This window comes from Psychroflexus gondwanensis ACAM 44, assembly GCF_000355905.1.
Lineage (GTDB): Bacteria > Bacteroidota > Bacteroidia > Flavobacteriales > Flavobacteriaceae > Psychroflexus > Psychroflexus gondwanensis.
In genome coordinates this window covers 1-25,952 of record NZ_APLF01000023.1, presented here as the reverse complement: position 1 = coordinate 25,952, position 25,952 = coordinate 1, and the positions used below count along the sequence as shown (strand labels likewise).

At 38.2% G+C, this 25,952-nt stretch carries 23 protein-coding genes and 1 other RNA gene; 8 read left to right on the top strand and 16 right to left on the bottom strand.

The features are described 5' to 3' along the window. Positions 1 to 190: 190 nt before the first annotated feature. From PGOND44_RS14225 to katG, 13 genes are all read right to left on the bottom strand, one after another. Entirely contained in the window at positions 191 to 1,327 is a 1,137-nt protein-coding gene (locus PGOND44_RS14225; protein ID WP_003444676.1) for a hypothetical protein, read from the bottom strand. 92 nt (positions 1,328 to 1,419) lie between these two features. Next, the gene (locus tag PGOND44_RS14220) at positions 1,420 to 2,076 is read right to left on the bottom strand and encodes a hypothetical protein (protein ID WP_003444673.1); all 657 of its coding nucleotides are present in this window, start codon (positions 2,074 to 2,076) and stop codon (positions 1,420 to 1,422) included. Further along, entirely contained in the window at positions 2,063 to 2,626 is a 564-nt protein-coding gene (locus PGOND44_RS14215; protein ID WP_040556245.1) for an RNA polymerase sigma factor, read from the bottom strand. Before PGOND44_RS14215 ends, PGOND44_RS14220 begins: the two co-directional genes overlap by 14 nt. A 183-nt stretch (positions 2,627 to 2,809) precedes the next feature. After that, an RNA gene (gene rnpB, locus PGOND44_RS15075) (RNase P RNA component class A) lies at positions 2,810 to 3,127 on the bottom strand. Between the two features lie 136 nt (positions 3,128 to 3,263). Continuing rightward, entirely contained in the window at positions 3,264 to 3,611 is a 348-nt protein-coding gene (locus PGOND44_RS14210; RefSeq protein WP_040556243.1) for a type II toxin-antitoxin system PemK/MazF family toxin, read from the bottom strand. Then, positions 3,601 to 3,831, bottom strand: coding sequence for a hypothetical protein (locus tag PGOND44_RS14205; protein WP_040556241.1), 231 nt, complete (start codon positions 3,829 to 3,831; stop codon positions 3,601 to 3,603). Before PGOND44_RS14205 ends, PGOND44_RS14210 begins: the two co-directional genes overlap by 11 nt. Positions 3,832 to 3,981: 150 nt before the next feature. Continuing rightward, on the bottom strand, positions 3,982 to 4,890 hold the full coding sequence (locus tag PGOND44_RS14200) for an SMP-30/gluconolactonase/LRE family protein (protein ID WP_003444668.1): 909 nt from the start codon (positions 4,888 to 4,890) through the stop codon (positions 3,982 to 3,984). 110 nt (positions 4,891 to 5,000) lie between these two features. Beyond that, positions 5,001 to 5,918, bottom strand: coding sequence for a glycerophosphodiester phosphodiesterase (locus PGOND44_RS14195; RefSeq protein WP_003444665.1), 918 nt, complete (start codon positions 5,916 to 5,918; stop codon positions 5,001 to 5,003). Continuing rightward, positions 5,918 to 6,874, bottom strand: coding sequence for an alpha/beta hydrolase (locus tag PGOND44_RS14190; protein ID WP_003444662.1), 957 nt, complete (start codon positions 6,872 to 6,874; stop codon positions 5,918 to 5,920). The genes PGOND44_RS14195 and PGOND44_RS14190 overlap by 1 nt, the downstream gene beginning before the upstream one ends. Before the next feature lie 38 nt (positions 6,875 to 6,912). After that, complete coding sequence (locus tag PGOND44_RS14185; RefSeq protein ID WP_003444658.1) at positions 6,913 to 9,408, bottom strand: TonB-dependent receptor; 2,496 nt, start codon at positions 9,406 to 9,408, stop codon at positions 6,913 to 6,915. 331 nt (positions 9,409 to 9,739) lie between these two features. Next, entirely contained in the window at positions 9,740 to 9,958 is a 219-nt protein-coding gene (locus PGOND44_RS15620) for a hypothetical protein (protein ID WP_003444656.1), read from the bottom strand. Positions 9,959 to 10,284: 326 nt separating this feature from the next. Next, positions 10,285 to 11,370: an alanine dehydrogenase gene (ald, locus tag PGOND44_RS14180; RefSeq protein WP_003444653.1), complete on the bottom strand. Its 1,086-nt coding sequence runs from the start codon at positions 11,368 to 11,370 to the stop codon at positions 10,285 to 10,287. Positions 11,371 to 11,674: 304 nt separating this feature from the next. After that, positions 11,675 to 13,987: a catalase/peroxidase HPI gene (katG, locus tag PGOND44_RS14175; RefSeq protein ID WP_003444650.1), complete on the bottom strand. Its 2,313-nt coding sequence runs from the start codon at positions 13,985 to 13,987 to the stop codon at positions 11,675 to 11,677. A 292-nt stretch (positions 13,988 to 14,279) separates the two neighbouring features. On the opposite strand from katG, the gene PGOND44_RS14170 reads away from it, so the two are divergent. Continuing rightward, a complete protein-coding gene (locus tag PGOND44_RS14170) occupies positions 14,280 to 14,699 on the top strand; it encodes an ABA4-like family protein (protein ID WP_003444647.1) in 420 nt (139 codons plus the stop codon). A gap of 547 nt (positions 14,700 to 15,246) precedes the next feature. Beyond that, positions 15,247 to 15,534, top strand: coding sequence for a GIY-YIG nuclease family protein (locus PGOND44_RS14165; protein WP_003444645.1), 288 nt, complete (start codon positions 15,247 to 15,249; stop codon positions 15,532 to 15,534). A gap of 800 nt (positions 15,535 to 16,334) precedes the next feature. Here PGOND44_RS14165 and PGOND44_RS14160 read toward each other — a convergent pair. Further along, positions 16,335 to 18,419, bottom strand: a complete 2,085-nt coding sequence (locus PGOND44_RS14160; RefSeq protein ID WP_003444642.1) for a M28 family peptidase — start codon at positions 18,417 to 18,419, stop codon at positions 16,335 to 16,337. A gap of 174 nt (positions 18,420 to 18,593) precedes the next feature. On the opposite strand from PGOND44_RS14160, the gene PGOND44_RS14155 reads away from it, so the two are divergent. Together PGOND44_RS14155 and PGOND44_RS14150 are read left to right on the top strand one after the other, a co-directional pair. Beyond that, positions 18,594 to 19,631, top strand: a complete 1,038-nt coding sequence (locus PGOND44_RS14155) for an HNH endonuclease domain-containing protein (protein WP_003444640.1) — start codon at positions 18,594 to 18,596, stop codon at positions 19,629 to 19,631. Between the two features lie 3 nt (positions 19,632 to 19,634). Next, a complete protein-coding gene (locus PGOND44_RS14150; RefSeq protein ID WP_003444638.1) occupies positions 19,635 to 20,495 on the top strand; it encodes an HIT family protein in 861 nt (286 codons plus the stop codon). Between the two features lie 41 nt (positions 20,496 to 20,536). Here PGOND44_RS14150 and PGOND44_RS14145 read toward each other — a convergent pair whose 3' ends face one another. After that, on the bottom strand, positions 20,537 to 20,992 hold the full coding sequence (locus PGOND44_RS14145; protein ID WP_003444636.1) for a hypothetical protein: 456 nt from the start codon (positions 20,990 to 20,992) through the stop codon (positions 20,537 to 20,539). 487 nt (positions 20,993 to 21,479) lie between these two features. On the opposite strand from PGOND44_RS14145, the gene PGOND44_RS14140 reads away from it, so the two are divergent. The 3 genes from PGOND44_RS14140 (at position 21,480) to PGOND44_RS14130 (ending at position 23,053) form a co-directional block, all read left to right on the top strand. Then, positions 21,480 to 21,869 (top strand): hypothetical protein, encoded by a 390-nt coding sequence (locus PGOND44_RS14140; protein ID WP_236612006.1) that lies wholly within the window; start codon positions 21,480 to 21,482, stop codon positions 21,867 to 21,869. Beyond that, positions 21,866 to 22,063, top strand: coding sequence for a helix-turn-helix transcriptional regulator (locus PGOND44_RS14135; RefSeq protein WP_003444631.1), 198 nt, complete (start codon positions 21,866 to 21,868; stop codon positions 22,061 to 22,063). Before PGOND44_RS14140 ends, PGOND44_RS14135 begins: the two co-directional genes overlap by 4 nt. 174 nt (positions 22,064 to 22,237) lie before the next feature. After that, positions 22,238 to 23,053 carry a Cof-type HAD-IIB family hydrolase gene (locus PGOND44_RS14130; protein ID WP_003444629.1) on the top strand — a complete coding sequence of 272 codons (816 nt, stop codon included), beginning with the start codon at positions 22,238 to 22,240 and terminating at the stop codon, positions 23,051 to 23,053. Positions 23,054 to 23,149: 96 nt separating this feature from the next. Here PGOND44_RS14130 and PGOND44_RS14125 read toward each other — a convergent pair whose 3' ends face one another. After that, entirely contained in the window at positions 23,150 to 24,028 is an 879-nt protein-coding gene (locus tag PGOND44_RS14125) for a DUF808 domain-containing protein (protein WP_003444627.1), read from the bottom strand. Between the two features lie 295 nt (positions 24,029 to 24,323). On the opposite strand from PGOND44_RS14125, the gene PGOND44_RS14120 reads away from it, so the two are divergent. Further along, positions 24,324 to 25,724, top strand: coding sequence for a glycosyltransferase (locus PGOND44_RS14120; protein WP_003444625.1), 1,401 nt, complete (start codon positions 24,324 to 24,326; stop codon positions 25,722 to 25,724). Positions 25,725 to 25,952 lie beyond the last annotated feature (228 nt).

Sequence of the window (25,952 nt, the reverse complement as noted above, 5' to 3'; positions counted from 1 at the left end):
ACAATGGTGAGTTGGTGGCTGAGTGACCCGCTTTTTTGTAGCGGGGTGTATCGAAGCCAGGTTGAGATAGATCTTTTCAACATTCAGAACATCACCTATAAAGATTCCGCATCGCGGCTACTGCCTTGCACGGAATGAAGAGATTCCTCGTCGAAGCAAAGACAGCTTCTCTGTCGGAATGACAAATTCCCTAATGTCTTCTATCCATAAGTAACCTAACGCCTACTTGGAAGTTATTTAAATCCCTTACATTATTGTTAAAAATAGGATTTAAATTATATTGAGCAAAGATCGCGACCGTCTCCCAGCCTACGAAAGCGCTCAAACCGTATAGCAAATTATTGGTGTTGAAATCGTCACGTTGCTTAAGTTTTTCATCTCTACGTCCGTCATCAAATTTCAATTTTTGAGTGTTCCGCAAATTGATCCCTACAAAGCCTCCGAGCCCCACTTTAAAGTCCTGGTCTGTAAATCGTTTATTCCCATTGTCTAAGACTGTAGTTTTAGAATTACCAAATTGAAGGTGAACGGGAAGGATCAAATTGTCCATTCTGAATTTGGCCTTTTCCAAATCAAACTCAAAAGGTTCCAGCACAGTTTGTTCACCATTTGCAACAAAAATAGTGTTGTTTTTAGGCTTTAAGCCATTAAACTGAAAGGAGACTCCATAATTGATGCGTAAAAAGTTGCTTTCTTTAAATACTCGTGTACTCCATTCGTAACCAATCTCGAAACTCCGGCTTCCTCCAAATTTAAATAACGTATTATCTATACTACCTCCCTCCAACACTGCGTTGTTAAAAGAAATACTGATAAATAACTCACTTAAAGTTCTTGGTGAATAAGGCAGGTCTCTCTCATTTAACGGCTTGCGCTTATTTTTCTCTTTGGATGGATTTTTAAAGAAATTAAAATCAAAATTAAGCTTTGAAGGATTCAATCCCATCTCATTGATAACCAGTAGGTAAGTATCATAATCCCCAAACTGATCGATGTTCACCTCTCCATATTTTTCTTTTTGAAATGAAGCCCAGTCAAACACTAGATTTTGTGCATCCGCTATGGTCTTAGCCGTTTGTTCTGCAGCCAAAACTTTAAGGTCTTGCGCCTCGTCTGGCGAGAGGTTACCTTCTTCCAATCTGGTATTGATGTCTTTGACTTTGGTTTTTAAAAAGCTCTTTTCTTCGGTTTCTACTCTATTGAGGAGCTGCTTCAATTCAATGGTTTCTTCTTCAGAAAAAGCAGAGAAATCGCGATCTTGAGCTTGTAATTGTAAGTTAAACAAGCTGGACATAAGGGCTAAAATTAAAGTAATTTTTGCTAACATGGTTTTAAGTTTTTAGGGGATTAATTTGAGTCATATATAAGTCGATATGCTTTTAAAAGATTGGCGCCAACATATCTACGGGTATTCTAAAGTTATCGTGTTCCTAGACTGGTTTTGAGTTCTTTAAAGTTCACTTCTATCAACTTCCAAATTTTGTCTCTCAAGGATGCATTATCCTGTAGATCGACTTCAGCCAAAAGAGATTCTGCTGTTATCGTAGTCATAAGTTGTCTGTCGGTTTTATTTGAAAGCTTTGCTCTAGCTTGTGCCAGCAAACGTTCAGTTTCGTCTAAATTTTTCTGACTAAAGCGTTCAGCTTCCAACTCCTGCTCTACTTCGGCAAGCAAAGACGTTGCTTTTGTAGCAATAGAAGATGGCTGAAGATCTAACTCAACTTTTGGAATTTTTATAGGTAATATAGGCTGAGAGAAATCAATTCGTATGTCTTGAATTCCGCGGGGTTGGAGTTGGCTCAAACTTTCTATTGAGGGTCTAAGGGTCTCAGTTGTGGATTCCTTTTCTGCTGAATTTACCACCGGTGGCGTGGAGGTCGTCGACAGATATAAAGGAGAAAGTAAAACTAAAAGCCCGATAAACCCAGCGGCAATACCGCTCCATAACCAAAGGCTTTTAGTCTTGCTCGTCTTAGAAGTGGCTAATTCTCCTGTGATTTTTCCCCAGGCTTCGTCAGTAGGTTGGATTTCCCGCTGATCGAATTTATGTTGTAGGTCGTGTTTAAACTTGTCCATGAGAGGAAGATCTTAAGGTTTCTAATTTTGTTTTGAGGAGTCGTTTAGCTTTAAACAACTGTGATCTGGATGTCGCTTCAGAAATGCGAAGGGTTTTTGCTATGGCTTTATGCGTATAATCGTCTATAACATGCATAGTAAAAACCACTTTATAGCCTTCTGGCAATTCATCGATAAGGCCTTGTAAGTCTTCTACAGACCATTCGTTTAGAGTTGGCATCTCAACAGTTTCGAACTGTTCTACTACATCTGTAGAAAACTCGATGCACTTTTTCTGTCTTAAAAAATCGATAGCCGTGGTCACCATAATCCGTCGGACCCACCCTTCAAAACTGCCTTTATTTTCGTATTGCTTTAGATTCTTAAATACTTTTACAAAAGCCGTAGACATGACATCTTCGGCATGATGGAAATCTGAAATGTAAATCCTACACACCGATAGCATTTTGGGAGCGAATCGCTTGTAAAGGCGATACTGTGCCTTTTGGCTGTGCTGCTGAGCATCTTGGATATCTTGCTCTAAATTTTTATGTAGGTTTATAAGTTTCACAGGTTTCAATGAGGGGTCTATAAGTATAGACGATCAAAAAGCCTTTAGCGTTGCCTGAAGATTGAATTTTTTTAGGATTTATTTTTAAACTAACTTATCACCAAGCATCCAATCCTAGGCTATACAAAGCATAAGATCTTATCTTGATCCAATAAAGATATCTAAAATAAATTCAGAAAAAATAAAAAAAGCAGGTCTATAAGCCGGGTTCTGTCATTCAATACAAATTGAATGCCCTATCATTTATCTAGGATTTTCGTTACCAAAAACCTCCATCTGTTTACCCTCCAAGATTGGGCGCACAACCCTCGAGCCTTGGTTTACATAACATTTCACCACATAGAGTTTACCGATTTCACTACAGCCGAACTGTACTTGCTTTCTGTTGCACTGGTCCTTTCATGCCTAGGGCATGACGACGGGTGTTACCCGCTATGTTTGTGCTATGGTGTCCGGACTTTCCTCCTTGCTCTGAACTTGATTCAGAATCTATTAAACTTTGAAACAAAATTTAACTGAATGCCGAAACAAGTTCGGCACACGGCGATAGGGCGACCTGCAGTGCAAAAGTAAGGTTATTTCTGGAAGAATAAGTTAATGGAGAGTCTTCTTATTAAACAATAATTGAGATAAATTTTTAATCTATATCCATTACAATTTTAATGTTTTGTTTAACCAATTCCGATAGGTCTTCTGGTAAGAGTCCTATTTTATTGGTAAGTCTTTTATTATCTATGGCGCGCATTTGATCTATCATAATGTCACAGGATTGGTGAACATTGGCCTGCCCTTTTTTAATATGAACTCTCAATATTACAGAGCTTTTCTTAACATTTGTGGTTATGGGACAGATCAATGTTGAAGGATGCGGAATTTTATTGAGAAAATCGGTTTGAATGACTAGAACTGGTCGAGTTTTCCCAGGCTCGGTTCCGAGTTGAGGATTCAAATCAGCAATCCAAATTTCAAATTGTTTAATCTGCATTTTCAATATTTTCAAATTCTTTGAGGACAGACATGGAGTCTTCTTGAACAAGCTCTGATTCTTTCTTTAGTTTCTCCTCAATGATTTGCTTACGCTGCAACTTATTATAAAAATCTAGAGCCTCATTAATATACCGATTCCGTGGTTTTTTAATTCTATTGAGAATCTTTTCGGTTTCACCGAAAATAGATTCATCAATTTTAAGAGATATAGTTTTCATTATTCAATTTTATTCCATAAAGATATATACTTTTGGTATATAATAAAAGTATATGTTATTTTATAATATAAATTGATTTGTAGACGAATATATTGGTGAACTATCATAGTTAAATAATACAATTATAAATTAAAGAACTTTTCTTCTAATTCAATTCACTCCGCTTTTATTCAGTTTAACTCTATACAGAGATGTTCTAGCGGTGATATAAAGTTGGTTTCTTTCTTTTCCACCAAAACTTACGTTAGAGGGTTGTTCTGGGACTTTTATAGTTTTTAATAATTCACCTTGGGGTGAAAAGATATCCACTTGTGGTTTCCCGCTAGTAGTAAGGTATACATTCCCTTGCTCATCTATGGTCATCCCATCACCACCAAATTCAACAAACAGCTTTTTATCGGATAGCTGTCCGTCGTTTTCGATAGTGTATTGATACGTTTTTTCTGCTCCAGGGTCAGTGATATAAAGGGTTTTACCATCAGGTGTTCCTATTAGCCCATTGGGTTTTATAAGATCTTCCGTTACACGACTCACAGAATCGTTGTCGGAACTGATATAGTAAACTTGCATACTCCCTTGAGGAAGTTGATCTTGATCATTTCCGTATTTGGGATCTGTAAAGTAAGCCCCATCTTTTGGATTGATCCAAATATCGTTGGTTCGGTTAAATTCCTTTTCGTTGTATTGAGTAGCTATTGGGGTGTACTCTCCATCTGGACTTGTCCTTGTAATTCTTAACTTCCCCCCCTCACAGGTCCATAAATTTTGATCCTCATCAAAATAAAGTCCGTTGGCTCCATTACTTTCTTCTCTGTAGGTTTTTAGACTATCTTCTAGTGTCCAGATATATATCTTATTTTCTGGGATATCAGTAAAATAGACATTCCCTTGGACATCAGCAGCCGGACCTTCGGTAAATTTGAAATCACCAGCTAGTTTTTCTACCTCTTTGAGAATTGTTATTTCAGATTTACTTTCTTTGTCTTGACTCTTATCTTTAGTTTTCGTTCCACAAGAGAAAAGAGTAAAAGCGATTAAAAAATATCCGATAGTTTTCATAGGCTAAAATTTTACTCTATTTTTAAAAATACAAAGTGTAATTTACATTATTCTTAGTAATCTATAAAAAGCTCACGAAAGGAATTAAAAAGATTGATGCCTGGTTACTATTATTTACCACTAATCCCTTTTTTGAACTTTAAACCTCTATCGGGATAATCTGTAATGAGTCCGTCTACTCCTAGTTTTAATAGGCTTTTCATCTGTTCTGGCTCATTGACAGTCCAGGGAATCAATTTCATCCCTTTAGAATGCACAGTATCTACCATACTTTTATTCACTAGAGGAAAATAAGGACTGTAAATCTCTGGCACAAATCCCAATTGCTCTAAAGCTGAATCTACATCGGTTTCATAGACCAAAACAGCTAAACTAACCTCTGGATGGGATTGGTGTAATTCTTTTAAAATTCTGAAGTCAAAACTTTGTAAATTGACTCTTTCCATGTTGGTTTCTTGCTGAAGAACATCCATGACCAGCTTCACAAATACTTGTGGTTTTGGATGATAAAGTTCATCCCCTTCTGATGAGCTTTTTAGTTCGATATTGAAGTTGATCTTCTTACCGTGATTTTTGCTAATGCTATCTGCCATATGTAACACCTCTATGAGAAGGGGTTTGGAAGCTGACTCTAACTGCTGATTTGGAAATGCTGGATTATATTTACTTCCGCAGTCGTAAGTCAATACCTCTTCGTAAGTCATTTGATAGATGTTGTAGTCCTTTTCAGTTTCCTTAGTTATAGAATTTCCATCAGGATCTAAACAAATATCGGCATTTATCCAAGGCTCATGAGACACGACTATTTGATTGTCTTTGGTCACGACCACATCCAACTCCAAGGTATTAACTCCGAGTTCCAATGCCTTTTGAAAAGCGTATAAGGTGTTTTCAGGAGCTAAACCTCGGGCTCCGCGATGGCCTTGTAAATCGAAAGTATATGTCGATAATTTTGAAATGGTTTTGTCTTTAGTGGTTTGAGCCGTTAATGAAGGAAACGCTAATATAAAAACAAATAGGTATTTCATCAGTTCTGGATTTGAGATTTGATAAATTTTTCACTAGCATCAAGCACCGACATCCAATCCTTGGACCTCAGGTCACTGGCAATGACGTGATTTCCTGTTTCAGGAAAAGCCTGCTTTTGTTTCTGGGAGTCTGAAGTTCCTAGCTGATTGTACATATCCAACATAGCTGGAACCGAAACAACCTGATCTTGCTCCTTCTCATTTTTATAATAGTATGCCATAAAAACGGGGCACTCAACTGCCTTAAAGGTCTCTGGAGTCATCGTTTGTTGTAGCATACCAATTAAGGCTACATAGGCATTAATATGGTATTGCGTTGACCAGAACTTATTCTCAGGTTCAGAGCGATCCATTTTTTGGACTTCGCCGCCGATCATAGATTTAAAGAGTTCTCGACCTTCTGGGGTGGTTATTTGATTCATCATAGGATTTTTAAGACCTACAAAGGGGGAATACAAGACTAAACCTGCAATATCTTTATATTGGGAAGCTAAGTATAAACTTAGTGTACCACCAGTAGATGTACTGATGAGGACTACTTTTTTACCAAGTAGTCGACCAATAACTAAAGCCTCTTTAGCTGATTCGATATACTTTTCTTTGGTGAGTTCTTCAAAGCCTTCGGTTCCACTTCTCCCATGACCTTTAAGTCTGGCATAATAGACGTTTGCCTTAAACGTTTTTGACAACTGGGAAACCACGGGTTCTGCCTCCATCCTACTCGCTCCAAAACCATGGAGGTAAACGAAAGCAAGATCTGTTTGCTTATTTGGTTGATCTGCCCACGAAATCATAGCATTGTTATCCTCCTTTAAGTCATCTATAGATGCTTCCTCCTCTTGAATCGATTGGTCAACAGAGTCTAAAGTAAAAGGGGCACTCGCCTGAGCTTGAAGCTGGAGGCTTAAAAGGGCTAGTAAAATAAATTTAATAAGCAAATTTGGTTTCATAATCATTTTAGTAAGTTTTAGATAAAGATACTACACATTTTGACTTAAAATCTTACTGAAAATTGAATTCCATAAAACCGTGGAGGTCCAGCGATAAATGTTGGTATTCCAAAAGCCTGACCAGTATTTCCTGCATCTATGATAAATTCTTGATCGAGTGCATTGGTTACAAAAAATGTCAACTCTTTAGTTTTGTCTAGTCGTATTCCAAGCCTTAAGTTAAGAAGTCCATAGCCGTCTTGTGAAATTTCTGGAAGGTTATCCTCTTGGAAAAAGACCTTAGATTTAAAGGAATACGTAGGTCTGAAAAAGACCTCAGCTCTTGAAGATAAGGGCACATTAACATCTGCTCCCAAGGAAAAAGAATGTTCTGGTGTAAGACGGAAGCGGTTACCCGCTAATTCTTGAGGATTCCCATCTTCATCTGTGTCATCAAAAGTGGCATCGATGTATGCATAATTTGCAAAAAAGCTAATGTCCTTACTCGCCGCATATTGAAACGAAGTTTCAAACCCGTAAGAAGTTGCACTACCACTATCGTTAGGAATGACCACTAAGCCATTAACAGGATCAAGTCTAGCAATAGTGGTTTGGAAATTTTGGTAGTCGTAGTAATACGCATTAGCATCAAACTGAAATCTATTATCCATAAATAAAGTCTTCACTCCTAACTCATAAGACCAAACGGTTTCTTCGGATAATACATTCACATCAGTTGCCGTAACATTAATGACATTAGGTCTACGACCTCGAGCTATGTTTCCAAAAGCTGATACTTGCTCATTGAACTTATAATCCAATGCAAAACGACCTACAGCAGACGTAAAGCTTTCACTCGCTTTTCTCCTTCCATTGGTTGGTGCAAAAATATTATTAGGAAAGCTACCTAAGAAATTTCCTAAGACTCCAGGCTGTTCTGCGTTATCGACTTCTAAAGCCGCATTACTATTTTCCCAAGTTGCTCTAAGACCTAAAGTCGCAGTCAATTTCACTGTTACATCATAAGATCCATCTATAAAAATGTCGCCAGAATAATTTTTTCCAAAATTAGTGGATCGCTCCGAGTTAAATTCTTGTAAAGGAGCTCCTGCCAAAGGACCAAAAGCAGGATCATTTGGGATATTAGGGATAATGGTTGGAACACCATTCACAATAAAATTATCTGGAGCAAGAAGTAAAGCAGCATAGCTTTGCTCATTAATTTCTAAAGGCACAGATTGTGAGCCGTTTTCTGCGAAGAAATTGACTCCAAAAAACCCTCTAAAACGTTCGTTAGTATCAAAATTAAACCTGAGTTCTTGGCTAAATTGATCACCTTTAGACTCTTCTCTGAAAAACAAAACTGGCGCTGCAGTTCCATCGGCATCAAAAGCTTCGTCTGAGTCAAAGCTGCGATACGCCGAAATAAAGGTGAAATCCCAATATTGTGAGATGTCATGTTTTAAGATGGCGGTAAGACCCCAGACATCTCTATCTAAACCAAGCTCGTCACCACGTTCTAAATCTGCAAATGAATTGGGATTGGTATCTCCACCAATTGGTGCAAATCGCCCACTTTTAAAAGAAGTTCCAGGAGGAGTGTCTCTTTGCCAGTTGGCGATAAAATCTAAAGTTGTGTTGTCGCCAATGATATACTTTAAGGCTGTCCTAAACGCCAAAGTCTCCTTTCCATTAAGATCTCCACCAGATCGATTTTCTAAGAATCCATCTCTAGCATTATAGATCCCAGCAAACCGAACAAATAATTTATCTTGTACCAATGGAGTATTCACGTGTCCTGTAAGTAGGCGTTGATTGAAATTACCATAAGCAGTTTTTATGTATCCCGAGTTTTCGTTTTTAGCTTTATTCTGTATAAGATGTATCGCTCCAATTTGTGCTCCACGTCCAAATAAAGTTCCCTGAGGACCTTTCAGGACTTCAACTCTTTCCATGTCGTAAAGCTCAACAACTGAGCCTCTAGATTTACTGATGGAGACTCCATCTTGAAACACAGAAACCCTTGGTTCAACCCTAGAGTCACCACTATCGGAAGTAATACCACGGATCACAATACCTGGATTATTTACACTCTGGATTTGAATTTGAAGTCCAGGTACAAATTCTGAAAGTGCATCGTATTCAAAAGTATTAGTATTGTCCAAAAATTTCCCGCTATAAGAGGTGATCGCTATAGGCACATCTTTGTTCAATTGCTCTCGCTTTTGAGCAGAGACCATAATTCCATCGAGCATATAGCTGGCTTCTTTTAATTGAAAAGATAATTTTAGATGTCCTGAAACTTCCACCTGTTGCTCTATAGTTTCAAAACCTAAATAGGTTACTTTCATAGTATAACTTCCCTCTGGTATATTTTTGAGCTCAAACTTACCATTAGCATTGGTGACAGAACCCTTATTGAGGTCTGGAATCATCACATTAGCAACTGGAATAAGATTCTTATTAGTATCTCTAATTTCACCTGAAATGGTATACGATTGAGAAAACCCTGAAAGGCTTATAACACATAAAACCATTAAAATAAAGTAAGTCTGTTTCATAGTTGTTTTTAGTTTTTTCAAATGTAAAACGCCATCTATCAGCGTACATTAAGAGAAAAACATAAAAACATTAACAAGCCTATACTGAATATAAAGATAGAGTTACGGCTTAACATTAAGGGTTTGATGATTTAAACCTGAAATAACCTTTTCATAATTTTAAAAACGAATAAAAAGACCCTAAACAAACTATTTAAAGCCTTTTTGACACTTCTATTTTTTCTGAAGTCGACTCAACCTACTCAAAAGTCTTTAACAAAATATTTTAAAGCCTATTCTGTTATGACTCTGGTGATGAGATTAAGAAATAGTCTCAAACCTCCTCCATAACTTAAACTAGCATCTCTTTTAAGATCTCTTTACAAATCACTTTCCCATGGTCCAGACTCAGGCCCTTTTGAAGTGAAGGATCGCTATTACAAACCTCTTTCCATCCTTTTTGAGCGATATCTAGCACGTATGGAAAAGTGACATTGGTGAGTCCTCGATACAATGGTTCGGCTATCGCCTCTCCATCACTTGAACTGACAAAGTGATTGATACCTGTCACTTCGAGCCTGCCTGCGTTCCTTGATAGGCCTACCTTTGTGGCAGGCAGGCAGGTGATTTTCGATAGAAGATTGTATCGAGAAGTAGTTTGAGGTTGTCGAGTTCTCGATACAATGGTTCGGCTATCGCCTCTCCATCACTCGAACTGACAAAGTGATTGATGCCTCTCACTTCGGGCCTGCCTGCGTTCCTTGATAGGCAGGTGATTTTCGATAGAAGATTATATCGAGAAGTAGTTTGAGGTAGTTAACATCAATTATTTTAAACCCTATTCTGTTATGAGATTGTTGATGGGATGAAGAAATAGTCTCAAACCTCCTCCGTAACTTAAACTAGCATCTCTTTTAAAATCTCTTTACAAATCACTTCCCCATGGTCCAGACTCAGGCCCTTTTGAAGTGAAGGATCTCCATTACAAGCCTCTTTCCATCCTTTTTGAGCGATATCTAGCACGTATGGAAAAGTAACATTGGTGAGTGCTAAAGTAGATGTGTAAGGCACAGCACCTGGCATATTGGTCACACAATAGTGTACTACATCATCAATGATATAGGTAGGATCCTCATGGGTCGTCGGTCTTGTAGTTTCAAAACACCCCCCTTGATCTACCGCTACATCCACCATAACCGTACCTGGTGTCATATCCTTAAGCATATCTCTAGTAATCAATTTTGGAGCTCTAGCTCCAGGAATCAATACTGCACCAATAATTAGATCTGCCGTTTTGATATGTTTCCTGATGTTATATTCATTGGAAAAGGCAGTCACCACGTGACTAGGCATAATATCATTCACATACCTAAGCCTTTTCATATTGATATCAAATATCGTCACGTGAGCCCCAAGACCAGCAGCCATCTTTGCTGCTTGTATCCCAACGACTCCAGCGCCGAGAACTAGGACTTTACCGGGAGGCACTCCTGGAACTCCTCCTAAAAGAATGCCTTTTCCTCGAATGGGTTTCTCCAAATATTTGGCACCTTGCTGAGTAGCCATACGCCCTGCGACTTCAGACATGGGAGTTAGCAGAGGTAAACTGCCCTCCTCATCTTCCACGGTTTCATAAGCAATACAAACTGCTTTGGAAGAAATCATAGCTTGAGTTAAAGCCTGACTAGAAGCAAAATGAAAATAGGTGAAAATAATTTGACCTTCTCTAACAAGCGCATATTCCTTTTCGATAGGTTCCTTGACCTTGACGATCATCTCTGCTTTTTCATACACAGCGTCTAGGCTTCCTAAAATCTCTGCTCCAGCTTCTGTATAATCCTGGTCTTCAAAACCACTTGCCAAACCAGCTTGAGTTTGGACATATACGTGATGCTTTCTTTTCGTCAATTCAAAAACGCCTGCTGGGGTGATAGATACCCGACTTTCATTATTTTTGACTTCGATGGGAACTCCTATTTTCATAAGTACTATTTTTTTTATTACACCCTATAAATTTAGGGGGTGCATGATTATTATTATAGGCTATAATGTAATTATTACCCCTCTATTTCACTATCTATGTATCGATTAATTGTAAAAATATATTTTATCCCCCTTATTTAATATAATTTAAACTCAGAATGGATAAGTTTAAATGGTTAACTGTCCCCAAAGTGAAAAAGAGAAAGTAGGAGAACTGATAAAGAACATCTAAGTCATGATTTTGCTCCATAAAAAAAGGCCCTGCGATTACAGGGCCTTTTTTAATACTTATAAACGAAAATAATTACATCTTCACATCAAATCGGTCTAATTGCATAACTTTAGACCAAGCCGATACAAAATCAGTTACAAATTTTTCATCGGCATCTTCAGTAGCATAGACTTCTGCTAAAGCTCTCAACTCCGAGTTTGATCCGAAGATCAAGTCAGCGCGAGTAGCGGTCCACTTCGTATCTCCTGTTTGTCTATTTTTGGACATAAAGACTTGTTCTTTATCGTCTTTAGGTTCCCATTTATGACTCATATCTAAGAGATTTACAAAGAAATCTGTCGTTAGCTCTCCAGGACGATCTGTAAAAACCCCATGTTGCGCATCGCCATGATTGGCTCCTAAGGCTCGCATCCCTCCCAAAAGAACAGTCATTTCTGGTGCAGTTAAGGTGAGTAACTGAGCTTTATCTACCAATAACTCTTCTGTAGTTAAGGTGTATTGCTTTCCCTGGTAGTTTGTAAATCCGTCGGCCATAGGTTTAAGCAATTGCATGGATTCCACATCGGTTTGTTCTTGTAGCGCATCGGTTCTTCCTGGCATAAAGGGCACTTCAATAGTATGACCAGCTTTTTTGGCGGCTTGTTCTATCGCTGCATTCCCTCCGAGGACAATTAAGTCTGCCATAGACACCTCTTTGTTATCATACTTTTTGTTGAAATCCTTTTGGATCATAGCCAGTTTAGACGCCACTTTATCCAATTGCTTAGGATTATTAACTTCCCAGCTGCGTTGTGGGTCAAGTAGAATATGTCCTCCATTAGCTCCCCCACGACGATCGGAATCTCTGTAAGTGGATGCTGAAGTCCAGGCTGTCTCTACCAACTCTGATGTATTTAGTCCAGAGTTTAAAATTTCAGCCTTTAATGCTTTAATATCTGCGGCATTGACCATTTCGTAATTTGCTTTTGGGATAGGATCTTGCCATATAAAATCTTCTTTTGGAGCTTCAGGTCCTAAATAAGTTGACTTTGGCCCCATGTCTCTGTGGGTTAACTTAAACCAAGCTTGAGCAAAAGCTTTATTGAACTCCTCTGGATTCTCATAAAAGAACTTGGAAATTTTCAAATACTCAGGATCTTTGATCATCGTTAAATCTGTCGTCAACATAGTTGGTCTGTGCTTTTTCCCTTCAATATGAGCATCAGGATAGATTTCTTCAGAATCCTTGGCAACCCATTGGTAAGCTCCAGCTGGACTTTTGGTCAATTCCCACTCGCTTTCAAATAAGGACTTGAAATAACCCTGGCTCCATTCTGCTGGAGTGCTAGTCCATATCACCTCCAATCCAGAAGTAATTGCATCTTCCGCTTTTCCAGATTTGTAAGAACTCATCCATCCTAAACCTTGGTCTTGGATAGAGGCTGCTTCGGGTGCTGGACCTAAATCTGCATCGCCAGCTCCATGGGTTTTACCTATAGTATGGCCTCCAGCAATAAGAGCGACTGTTTCTTTATCGTTCATTCCCATTCTCCCAAAAGTTTGGCGAATTCCATCTGCAGCAAGTGCTGGATCTGGATTTCCATCAGGACCTTCAGGGTTCACATAGATCAATCCCATTTGAACAGCGGCTAAGGGCTGCTCAATATCTCCATTGTCATCGTAGCGCTTATCATTCGCTAACATTTCATTTTCTGCTCCCCAATAGACGTTGCTGGAGGGCTCCCAAGTGTCTTCACGACCACCACTAAATCCAGCTATTTCTAAGCCCATATCTTCGTAAGCGACTGTTCCTGCAAAAATCATTAAATCGGCCCAGGAAATACTCTTGCCATACTTCTGCTTAATTGGCCATAGCAGACGTCTAGCCTTGTCCAAGTTGGCATTATCTGGCCAGCTATTAATCGGTGCGAATCGCTGTTGACCATCTCTAGACCCACCTCGGCCATCGGCTGTGCGGTAAGTTCCGGCACTATGCCAAGACATCCGAATAAAAAACGGACCATAATGACCATAATCTGCAGGCCACCACTCTTGAGAATCTTTCATCAGCGCGACTAAGTCAGTTTTTAAAGCCTGATAATCTAGGGCTTTGAAGGCAGCTCTATAATCAAAATCTTCTCCCATAGGGTTGGATTTTTGAGAATGCTGTCTTAAAACACTCAAATCTAAAGAGTTGGGCCACCAGTCTTTACCTCCTGTTCTTTTGGGTGTCATTTCTTCTGCCACTGAGGATTTGTCCTGCATCTTAGCATGAGGATTTTCACCATCTTTAACTTTTATCCTGATACCTGTCACAGGACAGGTCTTGTATTCAGGTTCCACGTTTTGCTGGGCAAAAGCTGCCACAACAAATAAACTAAATGCTGCAATTAATATTTTTTTCATGAGTATAAATTTATTTATGATAGTCAAAAGTAGTAGTAAACCCTAAATTGTTAACCTATTTAAAATTACAGTTTTTGATAGACATATTAGATTTTCTAATAGTTAAATGTTTTGGTATTAGGTAAGCCTATAAATTAGGAGCACACTTATTTGGAAATTATGTCGCTGGTTACTCTATTTTTTGAAGCAGCATGCGGATGAGTTGTCGATGAATAATAAAGCGGGAGAAATGTGAAAGATTTTTTGACAATCCTAAATTAATACTAACTTTAGAATTAAAACTCTAAAGCCTATGTCACCGTCAGTCGTCTTTCAAATCGTTAATACCATCGTTCTACCTGCCTGGTTGATCTTGATTTTTTTTCCTAACAAATCATGGAAAAATCCAGTAATCAACGGCCTTACCATAGCCATGTCTCTGGTCTATGCTTTTTACGTTGTGACGGGCTTGGGTGATCTGGATATAGAATCCTTCAATGAGCTTGAAGGCGTAAAAGCGATGTTTACTTCAGATGTAGCTGTTCTAACGGGTTGGGTGCATTATTTAGTTTTTGATCTCTTGATTGGAAATTGGATTTTAAACCAATCCCGAAAACACAAGATCAATCATTTCCTTATAATTCCGTGTCTATTGCTTTGCTTCGTGTTTGGTCCAGTAGGGTATTTGTTGTATTCCATTATTAAAATAACTAAAACGAAGCGTTTGGATTAGCTGGAGGTTTTGGTCTGAAGTCGATAGTCGTTAGTCGGGGGTCGTTAGTTGTTAGTCGGGGGTCGTTAGTCAGGGGTTGTTAGTCGAGTTCTCGATACGATTTCAAGGGATTTCTTTCGAATCCCTTGAAATCACTCGAACTGACAAAGTGATTCATACCTGTCACTTCGAGTGTTTTGTTTGTTTTGAAAAAACAAGCAAAATGTATCGAGAAGTAAGATGAGTTAAGTCGAGTTCTCGATACAATTTCATGGGATTTCTTTCGAATCCCATGAAATCACTCGAACTGACAAGGTGTTTTGTCAATGTCACTTCGAGTGATTTTCGATAGAAAATTGTATCGAGAAGTAGTTTTGGCTTGTCGAGTTCTCGATACGATTTCATGGGATTTCTTTCGAATCCCTGAAATCACTCGAACTGACAAAGTGATAGATGTCACTTCGAGCCTGCCTGCGTTCCTTGGTAGGCAGGTGATTTTCGATAGAAAATTGTATCGAGAAGTAATACAGACTTTTTTCTTAATTTTAAAACAAAACTCCATTTCATAATGTATTGTGTTTATATCCTTCGATGCTCAGACCACAGTTTCTACACTGGAATCACTTCAAACTTAGATGAACGTTTAAACGAACATCAAAGTGGAAAGCACGCTGAGAGTTATACCTTTAAGAGAAGACCGGTAAAGCTGATGTATTATGCAGAATTTACAGAAGTTGAACGGGCTATTTCAATGGAAAAACAAATTAAAAAATGGTCAACAGCTAAAAAACAAGCTTTAATTGATGGGCAATTTGAAAAGCTCCCTAATCTTGCGAGAAAGAAGTTTAGAGATTAATGAATTGGCTTTGTCGAGTTCTCGCCCTGTCACTTCGAGTGTTTTGTTTGTTTTACAAAAACAAGCAAAATGTATCGAGAAGTAAAATGAGTTAAGTCGTGTTCTCGATACAATGCCTCGGCTGTCGCCTCTCCATCACTCGAACTGACAAAGTGATTGATCCCTGTCACTTCGAGTATCCGCCTCAAGCGGATGTATCGAGAAGTAAGATAGGGTTGTCGAGTTCTCGATACGATTTCAAGGGATTTCTTTCGAATCCAATGAAATCACTCGAACTGACAAAGTGATTTATGCCTGTCACTTCGAGTGATTTTCGATAGAAAATTGTATCGAGAAGTAAAATGAGTTAAGTCGAGTTCTCGATACAATGACTCGGCTGTCGCCTCTCCATCACTCGAACTGACAAAGTGATTGATCCCTGTCACTTCGAGTGATTTTCGATAGAAAATTGTATCGAGAAGTAAGACGGGGTTTATCGAGTTCTCGATACAATGGCTCGGCTGTCGCCTCTCCATCACTCGAACTGACAAAGTGTTGCTTCAATGTCACTTCGAGTGCCGCCTTAAGCGGATGTATCGAGAAGTAGTTTGGACTTGTCGAGTTCTCGATACGATTTCATAGGATTTCTTTCGAATCCCATGAAATCACTCGAACTGACAAAGTGTTGCTTCAATGTCACTTCGAGTGTTTTGTTTGTTTTACAAAAACAAGCAAAATGTATCGAGAAGTAAAATGAGTTAAGTCGAGTTCTCGATACAATGCCTCGGCTGTCGCCTCTACATCACTCGAACTGACAAAACCTATAAACTTTCCAACATGCCTTTTAATTTATCGTCCAGTTCCTTTATAGCCTTGGCGTATCGATCGTCCCACATTTTTAGGTCTTGAGTGGCTTCAGTTTCGATTTGATACTGGATGCCTGGTAAAATCCAAGAGGCATAACCACTAAATGGATCTGAGGAAGCATAGAGTGATTTATACCAGTCGCCGTAAGGCATTCCTTTGGGATCCAAGAAGCTTTTTTCTAGCGCGAGCAGCTGAGCATTCAGTTGGTTCTTTTGGCGTTTGGATATGTTCCCGGTGGAAAGGAGTTTCTCGAGGGCTTTCGCCACTGAGGTAGTGGAGAGTTTTAAGCTGGATATCGCTTGACTTGAAGCTGTAAACCCAGTAAAATCAGAATAAAAAGACTTTACCTGCTGAGTCGCATTTTCGAAGTGAAGTTCCAAATCTGTAGCATACCGCTCAATATCATAGGGAATAAGCTCGGCATTGGCCAACCTTAAGCTCAAGATACCCATCAGTTTTTCGACCATAGGTCCCATCTGAAATTCGGGATCTACGAAATTCTCGTAATAATAAAAGTCATCGTAATTGGTATGGTATAAGGTAGGTCCGCTGGCTCCACCACTTAAAGAGGGCACGCCGGCAAACATATAAAAGGCAATATGATCTGAGCCCCCACCCAGATTTCCAATATTGGGCTCTGGCTTCTCACCCGCCCAATGCTCATAAACGCTTTCCTCTGTGTAGGGATAGTCTACCGCCTTGGCAGCGCCAGCAATAAGGGTTTTGAGACTCGGGGCCGATGACGCTCGAAAGGTTTTCCCAGATACAGCTCCATCTAAATTAATATAAGCCACCGCTTTAGCCTTTAGCTCATCCTTCATCTGCTCCACCCATTCGCTAGAGCCAATCACCCCGTGTTCCTCGGCATCCCAATGGGCAATCATAATTGACCGATTGGGTCTATCGCCAGCTTCGGCTAAACGCCCTAATGATTCTGATAAGCTCAACAGCATGGCAGTTCCCGAATTGGGATCTGTCGCTCCAAAAGCCCAGGCATCGTAATGGCAGCCTAGAATCACCCATTCGTCTGGTTGTTCTTTGCCTTTTAAAGTAGCAACGACATTATAAATCTTGGTCATTTTTTTGGGTTGGTCCACTTTGAGTCTCACTTTCAGATCCTTTCCACCGTTCACTCTATAAGTATAGGGCAAACCGCCTTGCCAATCTTGAGGAACCACCTCGCCTTTCATATATTTAAAAATAGACTCTGCGGCTCCATAACCAATAGGCGTGACAGGAATAGTATGCAGTCCTGCATCCTCTGGCGCCAAACGCTCTGGAGTGTCCTTATGGTCTAGTGGTAAGGCGGGTTGGTAGGGCGTCAACGGATCTCCAGTCCAGTCAGCAGTGAGCAAAGAGCCACGTTGGATGGCACTAGGGTTGTAATACACGCCTTCGGGGAAGGTTAAGCCTTTGGTAAACCCAGAATCTTTAGGATCTGTGTAAATAATAAGTCCGACTGCTCCATGCGCTTCGGCAAATTTGGCTTTATACCCACGGAAGTTGCCACCGTATCTCGCAATGACGATCTTATCCTTAACCGATACACCGAGTTCTTCCAGCTTTTCAAAGTCGGCTTTGGTGCCATAATTGGCATAGATCACCTCAGCAGTCACGTCTCCACTTCCTGAGTAGGCATTCCAGCCTTTTACAAGAGTGGCGTTTTGCGAATAGGGATCTTCTGCCAGAGCTTCCTCTTTCTGATCGAGTATTTTGGAGACTGGCGACACCACTTCTACCAATGAGGTTCCAGGACCGCTACTCATATATACTTCGTAAGGATAGGTGTCTACCGACCAACCAGCTTTATCCATAGTTGTAACCATATAATCTCTTACCTTTTCGTTGGCGGGCGTCCCAGCGATGTGGGGCTCTTGGGTTAAGGTTTTTAGATGGGTTTTAAAGTCAGCCGGCTTTACCTGATTTAAAAAATCGATTTCCTGTTGAGCTTGAGTTTCGGCAGAGGCTGTTGTAAAGCCTGTATAGGTTTGTGCGTTTAAGCTAGCACTCACCAATAGAACTATAATAAAATATCGCATGGGTTATGGGGTTTAATAATACTATTGTGAATTTAGATAATTTTTAGACTCTTGATTGGGGTAGAAGTTAAAAATTTGGGGTCCTCTTATTTTTAGTCCATTTTGCATAGCTATTGAAGAGTTATGTCTCAAAATAAACTGACTTCCACTATATTTGATTACAAAAGATAAAAAATGAATCAACTACCATTTTCTCCTGATATCAATAACAATGCATTAGCTAGTATTTTTAACTATACTTCAGCAACTTATAAGTTTTATTGGTTTTTAGCTATTGTCGAGGAAGTTGAAAGTGGTAATAAAGAAATTCAGAAGGATAGATTATTTGCAACTATGATTTCGAATGCTTGGTATCCAGTAAAGTATTTTAGATTATCATTCGGAAGTCAAGACCACATTTCTCAACTCATAAACGATTTCTTTAATTCTACCTCTATAAAAGTTAGTGATGATAAAGCAGAAATAAGAAAGTGTTTAATTGAAACTAAAGATGTCACTATTTTAAAAAAGCTTTATCACCTCGATAAAAATGTTCCACATAAGTTTCTAAGCCCTTGGTTTAAAGGATCTAAAAAGTCAATTTACGAATCCTCACAACTAGATTTTCAAAATTCAATTTATCACCTTTTTAAAAATCATATTATAGTCAATGATAATTGGTACGACTATATTCGATTAAATGCCAAAGTAATCAAAGACTTTATTTATTGGAATTTAGCTTTATTTATTCAAGCTAGAAACCCTAGTACCCCAGATGTTATTAATAAACTGATAAAGCCAGCTAAACGAAATAGTTTAACCAAACAGCGAAACAAATTTTGGAATATTTATCTTGAAAAAAGACCTGAAACTAAATGTATTTTCACCAATGAGCCATTGAACCCGAAAAACTATCACGTTGACCATTTTGTGCCTTATTCATTTGTCTCTCATGATTTGATTTGGAACTTAGTTCCCATAAATTCAAATTTTAATACCTCTAAAAGCAATAAACTCCCATTAGTTAAAAAATATTTTGATAGCTTTTATAAATTACAAAATGATGCTATACAAGTATTTGGAAAATCGATGCCAAAAAATTTTAAAGAAGAGTATTTATCAGTTTTCCCTAATTTTGAAGATAATGAGCAAATAAATTATAGCCAATACAAAGACGTTATAAGTCCGCTTATCACTGTTGCTCACAATAATGGATTTGAATATTTAAATTAAGTTATGGCATCCAAAAATCAATTTTCTCATTGCACAGCCAAAGAAAGAGATAAGATGTCTTTTCCTAGCAAGCTTTTATTGGATAAAAAATTGATTGTAGGCGATACTCTCGATTTTGGGTGTGGCTTTGGAAAAGACGTTGAAGAATTAAAAAAAAGAGGTCTAAATATTTCTGGTTACGATCCTGAATATTTCCCCCACTACCCCACCAAAACTTATGATACTATACTGTGTCATTATGTCCTAAATGTTATCCAAAGTCAAGACCAAGCAAAAGTTTTGTTTGAAATTTCCAAACTTCTAAAGTTTGGAGGAAAAGCCTATTTCAGCGTAAGGAGAGATATTAAAAATGCAGGATTTAGAACTCATTTTATCCACAAGGTTAAAACTTTCCAGACCAATGTTATACTTCCCTTCAAAACAGTTTTTAAAAATGATAATGTTGAAATCTACGAATACCAACATCATTGTTTTTTAAATCAAAATAATCCTAAAGTTAGTCCTTTTTTTGAAAGACTTGAACCTAAAGATCAAGCGGGCGAATTAGCGAGTTGTTTTGCTTTTCGTGACAAATTTCCTGTTTCAGAAGGTCACACACTGGTAATTCCTAAAAGAAAAGTCTCCGATTATTTTGAACTTAGTTTTAGAGAGCAATCTGCATGCTGGTTTCTAGTGAATTTGATTAAAGCAGATTTACAAAACAAGTTCAATCCAAATGGGTATAATATAGGTATTAATGTTAATGAAGCTGGTGGTCAAACTATTCCACATGTTCACATTCATATTATTCCGCGTTATAAAGGTGATATTGAAAATCCTGTCGGAGGTGTTAGAGGGGTTATTCCGGGGAAGAAGGAGTATTGAATAAGAATTAAATTTTAACTTAGAGAAACTAGATATAAACTTCACTTTTCAGTATCTAAAAAGTATCTCATTAAAATCAAATTATTTACTTCACTCATAGCCTGAGCAAATGCCGTTGTCATACTTTCATCCCAATTTTCTATGTCTCGTTCAAAATATAATTTTAAGTTAGGACTATTAAAAGGGGATCCTAAATAATAAAGTTTTCCTGACACATTTGACTTTGCTATAATTAAAATACCTGCCATTTCATTTTCTTGGGTTCGTAATAAAATCTGAAAACCAAAGCTATAATCCCCTACATATAGGGTACCTAAATTATCAAATGAATAATCACTTTTCATATCAAGACCAGATGACATTTGAATTTGATACCCCCTAGTCATATAATTATATTCTTCTAGTGTTGTTCCTGGAAATTCTTTTGACGTTTGTTGATTTTGCGAAAACGAAAATAAGGTTAGTAATAAAAAAGCAGCTAATAAAATTTTTTTCATAATAGAAATTTATAATTTGGATATATTTAAATTCAAAACTAATTATTTTTAATAAGGAGCACTGAAAATTATCAATTATTCATAGATGTCATTTTAATTTTTCTTCTAGTATCATGATTATTATGACCTTATCTTAAAAATTTTCTCGAAAAACCAAAAGAATGTCCGCACTAAGGGCATTTTTATTAAGACAAAACAGTTCAAACCCATCCAACTCACGCCGACTTCAGGCGAGTTAAAGGGTTCTAGAATTTATAAATATTTAAGAGAACTTCCCCAACAGATCCCAAATTTTAGGTGAACGTTAGTGTTTTAGGCTTATCATCTAAGTGCTATTAGGGTTGCTATGAGCAAAATCAAAAGAGAAAATACGTATGCCTTGCAATGGCCTTTCAGAAAAAATGTAAAATAAACTTGACATTATCAGTTATTAGATTACATTTGTAAAGTCTTATTGACATAATGTAAACTCTTAATGACTTTTTCTATGAAAACCAAGAAACAACAGATTTTAAATTTAGCGGGCTGGACGTGGTCCTGGGTCGCTACGCTAGCCCTAGCCACCTTTGGTCCTCAATTTATTTGGGACGACCACCAACTGCTCACTATTCTCTTTGTGGGGCTGAACTTTGCCAATGGTATTGCCATGGTTATTGCCAACCGCCATTTCTTTAATAGCCTCGACGAGCTGCAACGTAAAATACAGCTTGAGGCTTTGGGGATTACTTTGGGCTTAACCGTTATCATCGGCATTACCTATTCGTTGCTCGACACGACCAATCTGATTGGTGCAGATGCTGAAATTGGTTTTCTAGTGGGCATGATTGGTGTTATTTATTTTTTGAGTACGCTCATTATTGGAAGACGCTACGCATGAAAAACAAACTCAAAGTATTACGCGCAGAGCATAACCTTACCCAGGAGCAGCTGGCAAAAGCGGTGGAGGTGTCCCGACAAACCATAAATGCGATTGAAAAGGAAAAATTTGATCCTAGTTTGATGTTGGCCATCAAACTAGCCAGGCTCTTTAAAACCGAGATTGAGTCTATTTTTATCTATGCTAAGGATTAAGATTCTCTCCTCTAGCCTTTTCCCGAATTTTGTGTTAGTTGCCTTTTAAGCTTGACTACAAAATTGACCAGAAGTAAACAGACAAAACACTATAGAACCATACCCATAGATTAGTTGTTAACTTTAATTGATACTTGAATTGTAAAAATTATGTTTGTACTCTAAAGCTTCACTATGGATTTTTCTAATATTAAACTTATTGTTACTGATATGGACGGTACGCTCTTAAATGAAAAAAATGAGGTAAGCCCTCGATTTTTTCAACAATTTGAGGAGCTTAAAAAACATGATATTCATTTTGTAGCAGCAAGTGGTAGGCAGTACCAAAGTATTTTAAGCAAACTCGATCCCATTAAAAATGAGATTAGTATTATTGGTGAAAACGGAGGTATCATGCAACACGCCAATGAAACTAAAGTTTTACTAAAGTTAACTGATAGCGATGTGCAACACTGTATCTCTCTCCTTAGGCTTGTAAAAGATTGCTTTATTGTACTCTGTGGTAGAAAAAGCGCCTACATTGAAAGTTCTAGCACCAAGTTTATGACTCAACTTAAAACCTATTATAGCGAAGTTGAAAAGGTTGATGATTTGACCCAGGTTACAGACGACGATTTTGTAAAAATAGCTGTGTATCATTTTGAATCTTCAGAAGCTTATATCTATCCACAGGTTCAAAATCTAATAGATAGTTATCAAGTCGTTGTTTCAGGGCAGAATTGGCTGGATATATCTCATATTAAATCCAATAAAGCGTATGCCTTAAAAATGATACAAAACGACTTGGGCGTTACCCTAAATGAAACCATGGTGTTTGGAGATTATAATAACGATATTGGTATGTTAAAATTGGCACGTCTCAGTTTTGCTATGAAAAATGCCCATCCCAACGTCATAAAAATGGCCAACTATCAAACCAAAAGTAACACAGAAGAAGGCGTTGAAGATATTCTGGAGAAATTATTGAAATCTAAACTACCGACTTCATGAGGTTGGAAATCATACCCAACTACTCATCCCTTTTAAAACAAGATCGAGTCTGTTTGAAACTCTGCCCAAAATTGATGATTCCCCCTAGCTTTATCTTTAATTTGGTATCAGTTGCTTTTTAAGCTTAAGTGCCAAATTGACCAGCAACAAACACATAAAACCAACGACCAAGCCGATTAACAGTTCCGTCACCAAGGAGGGCAAGAAAGGAATAAAATTATGAAAAAAATCTATATTGTGTGCAAAAATACCTCCAGACACCAGCAATAAGGCTATGGTTCCAATCACCGTTAAGCTTTTGATGACTTTGGGCAATGCCGCTACTAAAACGCCACCGAGTTTTGCTTTAAAGCTTTTTTCGTCAGTGCTGTTTTTGATGAGTTTATACCCAGCATCGTCCATCCGAATTATAAGGGCAACGATGCCGTAAACGCCAACGGTTGCAATAAGAGCTATTATTGTCACTACAGGGATTTGTATGCTCAAACCTTCCTTAGACACGGTCCCCAGAGCAATAATGATAATTTCTACCGAGAGAATAAAGTCGGTTACAATCGCCGATTTGATGCGCTCTTTTTCCAAGGCCATGACCTCACTTTTAGATTTGGCACTTTTGAGCTCTTCTTTTTTGGAATGCGGGTGTGGAACTATAAAGTGATAGATTTTCTCTGCGCCTTCATAAGCCAAATACAAACCTCCCAACAGGAGAGCAATCGTAATCGCTATAGGCAAAAAGGCACTCAGTAAAAAAGCAACCGGTAGGATAATCACTTTATTGAGTAAAGAGCCTTTGGTAATAGACCATAAGACGGGGATCTCCCGTGAGGAGACAAAACCAGAGGCTTTTTCTGCATTCACGGCGAGGTCGTCACCCAAAATTCCAGCTGTTTTTTTGGCGGCCACTTTACTCATAACGGCCACATCGTCCATGAGCGCAGCAATATCATCTAAAATGGCAAAGAATCCTGAAGCCATACACTGTTTTATTTTAAGTTATTAGGTATGCCGAAATTAGTTTTTTTAAAAAGTTCCTAACTCCATTTTGAAAAAAAAGTTAAGACCGACATGGAAAAAAAAAGACCTCTTTTTTATCTAAAGCTAGAGCTCTTGATTAAAAGACATTGGTAAATCAACAAAAGAGCTAGCATTCATTCCACACTCTGTGGATAAAGTCCACAGGCTTAGGTCTTGGCTGTATCCAAACTAGCTGAAAACCCTACAAACTTAGACACGGTATATAAATTGGGTATAGATGATAAAATTATTAGTCATGGACGCAGATTTAAACATTGCCCAAACCTCATCGAGACCTTCATTTTCAAAATTATTTTCGATAAAATCACTCTCCTCCAGAGATATCCTCATTTTTACAGCAACATTTATAGTGCTTGTAGGTGCTTTGATTACAGTTATTCAATTGCAACCTGCCTTTGAACAACTTCACCTAGAGAGAATCAATACGTTTTGGGGAAGACTTCTTGTTTACGTATCCATTGCATTACTTGCTTTTAAGATTAGTTTTTTGGGCTTTATCTTTTTTCTGCGTTTAAAGTACCGCCCGGTTCAATCTGTATCCAATGAAAAATTGCCAGTGCTTACGGTCATTGTCCCTGCTTACAATGAGGGCAAGTTGGTTTGGAAAACCCTGCACAGCTTGGCAGGTAGTCATTATCCTGAACATAAAGTTCAAATCATCTCTATAGATGACGGGAGTCAAGACGATACCTGGGCTTGGATGCAAAAGGCAAAACGAGAACTTGGGGATCGCTTATCGATTTTTCAACAGCCCAAAAACATGGGTAAACGTCATGCCTTATACCGAGGCTTTAAGCTAGGTACGGGAGATGTATTTGTTACCGTCGATAGTGATTCTATCGTGAAAACGGATACGCTTCGAAATTTGGTTTCTCCATTTACGGTAGATTCCAAATGTGGCGCGGTAGCGGGTAATGTGCGAGTCCTTAACAATGAGAAAGCGATGATCCCTCGGATGCTAAACGTGAGTTTTGCCTTTAGTTTTGAGTTTATCCGTTCAGCACAAAGTCAGCTGGGGTCTGTCCTTTGTACGCCTGGAGCTTTAGCGGCGTATAGAAGAGATGCTGTGCTTAATTGCTTGGAAGATTGGATGCACCAAACCTTTATGGGTAAAACAACCGATATTGGGGAAGATAGAGCGATGACCAATATGATATTAAAACAAGGCATGCACGTTCGTTTCCAGAGTAATGCCGTTGTCCTTACCAATATCCCAGAGCGGTATAAAAACCTATATAAGATGTTTATCCGTTGGGAGCGAAGTAACGTGAGAGAAAATATTAAGATGAGCAAATTTGCTTTTACCAATTACAGAGAAGAATCAAAGGTAGGACCACGAATTTTATTATTGAACCAGTGGATCAAAGTGGTTTTTGCTTATCCGTTTATGATTTTGATGCTCATTTTTATAGTGCTGTATCCGGTTTTGTTTATCAGTTCAACCTTGGTAAGTATTCTTGTCTTCTCTAGTATCCCAGCCTTGTTTTATGCAAAATCTTATAATGTTGGAGAGTCGCTATGGATGTATTGCTATAGCTTATTTTATACTTTTAGTTTGTTTTGGATTACCCCTTATGCGATTGCAACTGCCAGTCGACGTGGTTGGTTGACCCGAGATTTACCTAAAAAAGTTTAATTTTTTTTACTGAATTTAATACAGTTCGCTTATAAGCTTAACCATCACATATTAACACAATCTAACTTGAATACTCCGCGTGGGTATTCAAGTTTTTTTTTATTGAAGGGGACTCTTTTTGTCATTCCGACAGACAAAGATTCTTCAGTCGCGAAAAGCTCCTTCAGAATGAACTGTGCTTAAAAACAAACTTTTGATTGATAACTTTCGTTAAACATTGTCTTATTT

Excerpts from the sequence above, each read along its gene's own strand:
- PGOND44_RS14225 (WP_003444676.1), bottom strand. The coding sequence starts at position 1,327 with ATGTTAGCAAAAATTACTTTAATTTTAGCCCTTATGTCCAGCTTGTTT.
- PGOND44_RS14220 (WP_003444673.1), bottom strand. The coding sequence starts at position 2,076 with ATGGACAAGTTTAAACACGACCTACAACATAAATTCGATCAGCGGGAA.
- PGOND44_RS14210 (WP_040556243.1), bottom strand. The coding sequence starts at position 3,611 with ATGCAGATTAAACAATTTGAAATTTGGATTGCTGATTTGAATCCTCAA.
- PGOND44_RS14205 (WP_040556241.1), bottom strand. The coding sequence starts at position 3,831 with ATGAAAACTATATCTCTTAAAATTGATGAATCTATTTTCGGTGAAACC.
- PGOND44_RS14200 (WP_003444668.1), bottom strand. The coding sequence starts at position 4,890 with ATGAAAACTATCGGATATTTTTTAATCGCTTTTACTCTTTTCTCTTGT.
- PGOND44_RS14195 (WP_003444665.1), bottom strand. The coding sequence starts at position 5,918 with ATGAAATACCTATTTGTTTTTATATTAGCGTTTCCTTCATTAACGGCT.
- PGOND44_RS14190 (WP_003444662.1), bottom strand. The coding sequence starts at position 6,874 with ATGATTATGAAACCAAATTTGCTTATTAAATTTATTTTACTAGCCCTT.
- PGOND44_RS14185 (WP_003444658.1), bottom strand. The coding sequence starts at position 9,408 with ATGAAACAGACTTACTTTATTTTAATGGTTTTATGTGTTATAAGCCTT.
- ald (WP_003444653.1), bottom strand. The coding sequence starts at position 11,370 with ATGAAAATAGGAGTTCCCATCGAAGTCAAAAATAATGAAAGTCGGGTA.
- katG (WP_003444650.1), bottom strand. The coding sequence starts at position 13,987 with ATGAAAAAAATATTAATTGCAGCATTTAGTTTATTTGTTGTGGCAGCT.
- PGOND44_RS14170 (WP_003444647.1), top strand. The coding sequence starts at position 14,280 with ATGTCACCGTCAGTCGTCTTTCAAATCGTTAATACCATCGTTCTACCT.
- PGOND44_RS14165 (WP_003444645.1), top strand. The coding sequence starts at position 15,247 with ATGTATTGTGTTTATATCCTTCGATGCTCAGACCACAGTTTCTACACT.
- PGOND44_RS14160 (WP_003444642.1), bottom strand. The coding sequence starts at position 18,419 with ATGCGATATTTTATTATAGTTCTATTGGTGAGTGCTAGCTTAAACGCA.
- PGOND44_RS14155 (WP_003444640.1), top strand. The coding sequence starts at position 18,594 with ATGAATCAACTACCATTTTCTCCTGATATCAATAACAATGCATTAGCT.
- PGOND44_RS14150 (WP_003444638.1), top strand. The coding sequence starts at position 19,635 with ATGGCATCCAAAAATCAATTTTCTCATTGCACAGCCAAAGAAAGAGAT.
- PGOND44_RS14145 (WP_003444636.1), bottom strand. The coding sequence starts at position 20,992 with ATGAAAAAAATTTTATTAGCTGCTTTTTTATTACTAACCTTATTTTCG.
- PGOND44_RS14140 (WP_236612006.1), top strand. The coding sequence starts at position 21,480 with ATGAAAACCAAGAAACAACAGATTTTAAATTTAGCGGGCTGGACGTGG.
- PGOND44_RS14135 (WP_003444631.1), top strand. The coding sequence starts at position 21,866 with ATGAAAAACAAACTCAAAGTATTACGCGCAGAGCATAACCTTACCCAG.
- PGOND44_RS14130 (WP_003444629.1), top strand. The coding sequence starts at position 22,238 with ATGGATTTTTCTAATATTAAACTTATTGTTACTGATATGGACGGTACG.
- PGOND44_RS14125 (WP_003444627.1), bottom strand. The coding sequence starts at position 24,028 with ATGGCTTCAGGATTCTTTGCCATTTTAGATGATATTGCTGCGCTCATG.
- PGOND44_RS14120 (WP_003444625.1), top strand. The coding sequence starts at position 24,324 with ATGGACGCAGATTTAAACATTGCCCAAACCTCATCGAGACCTTCATTT.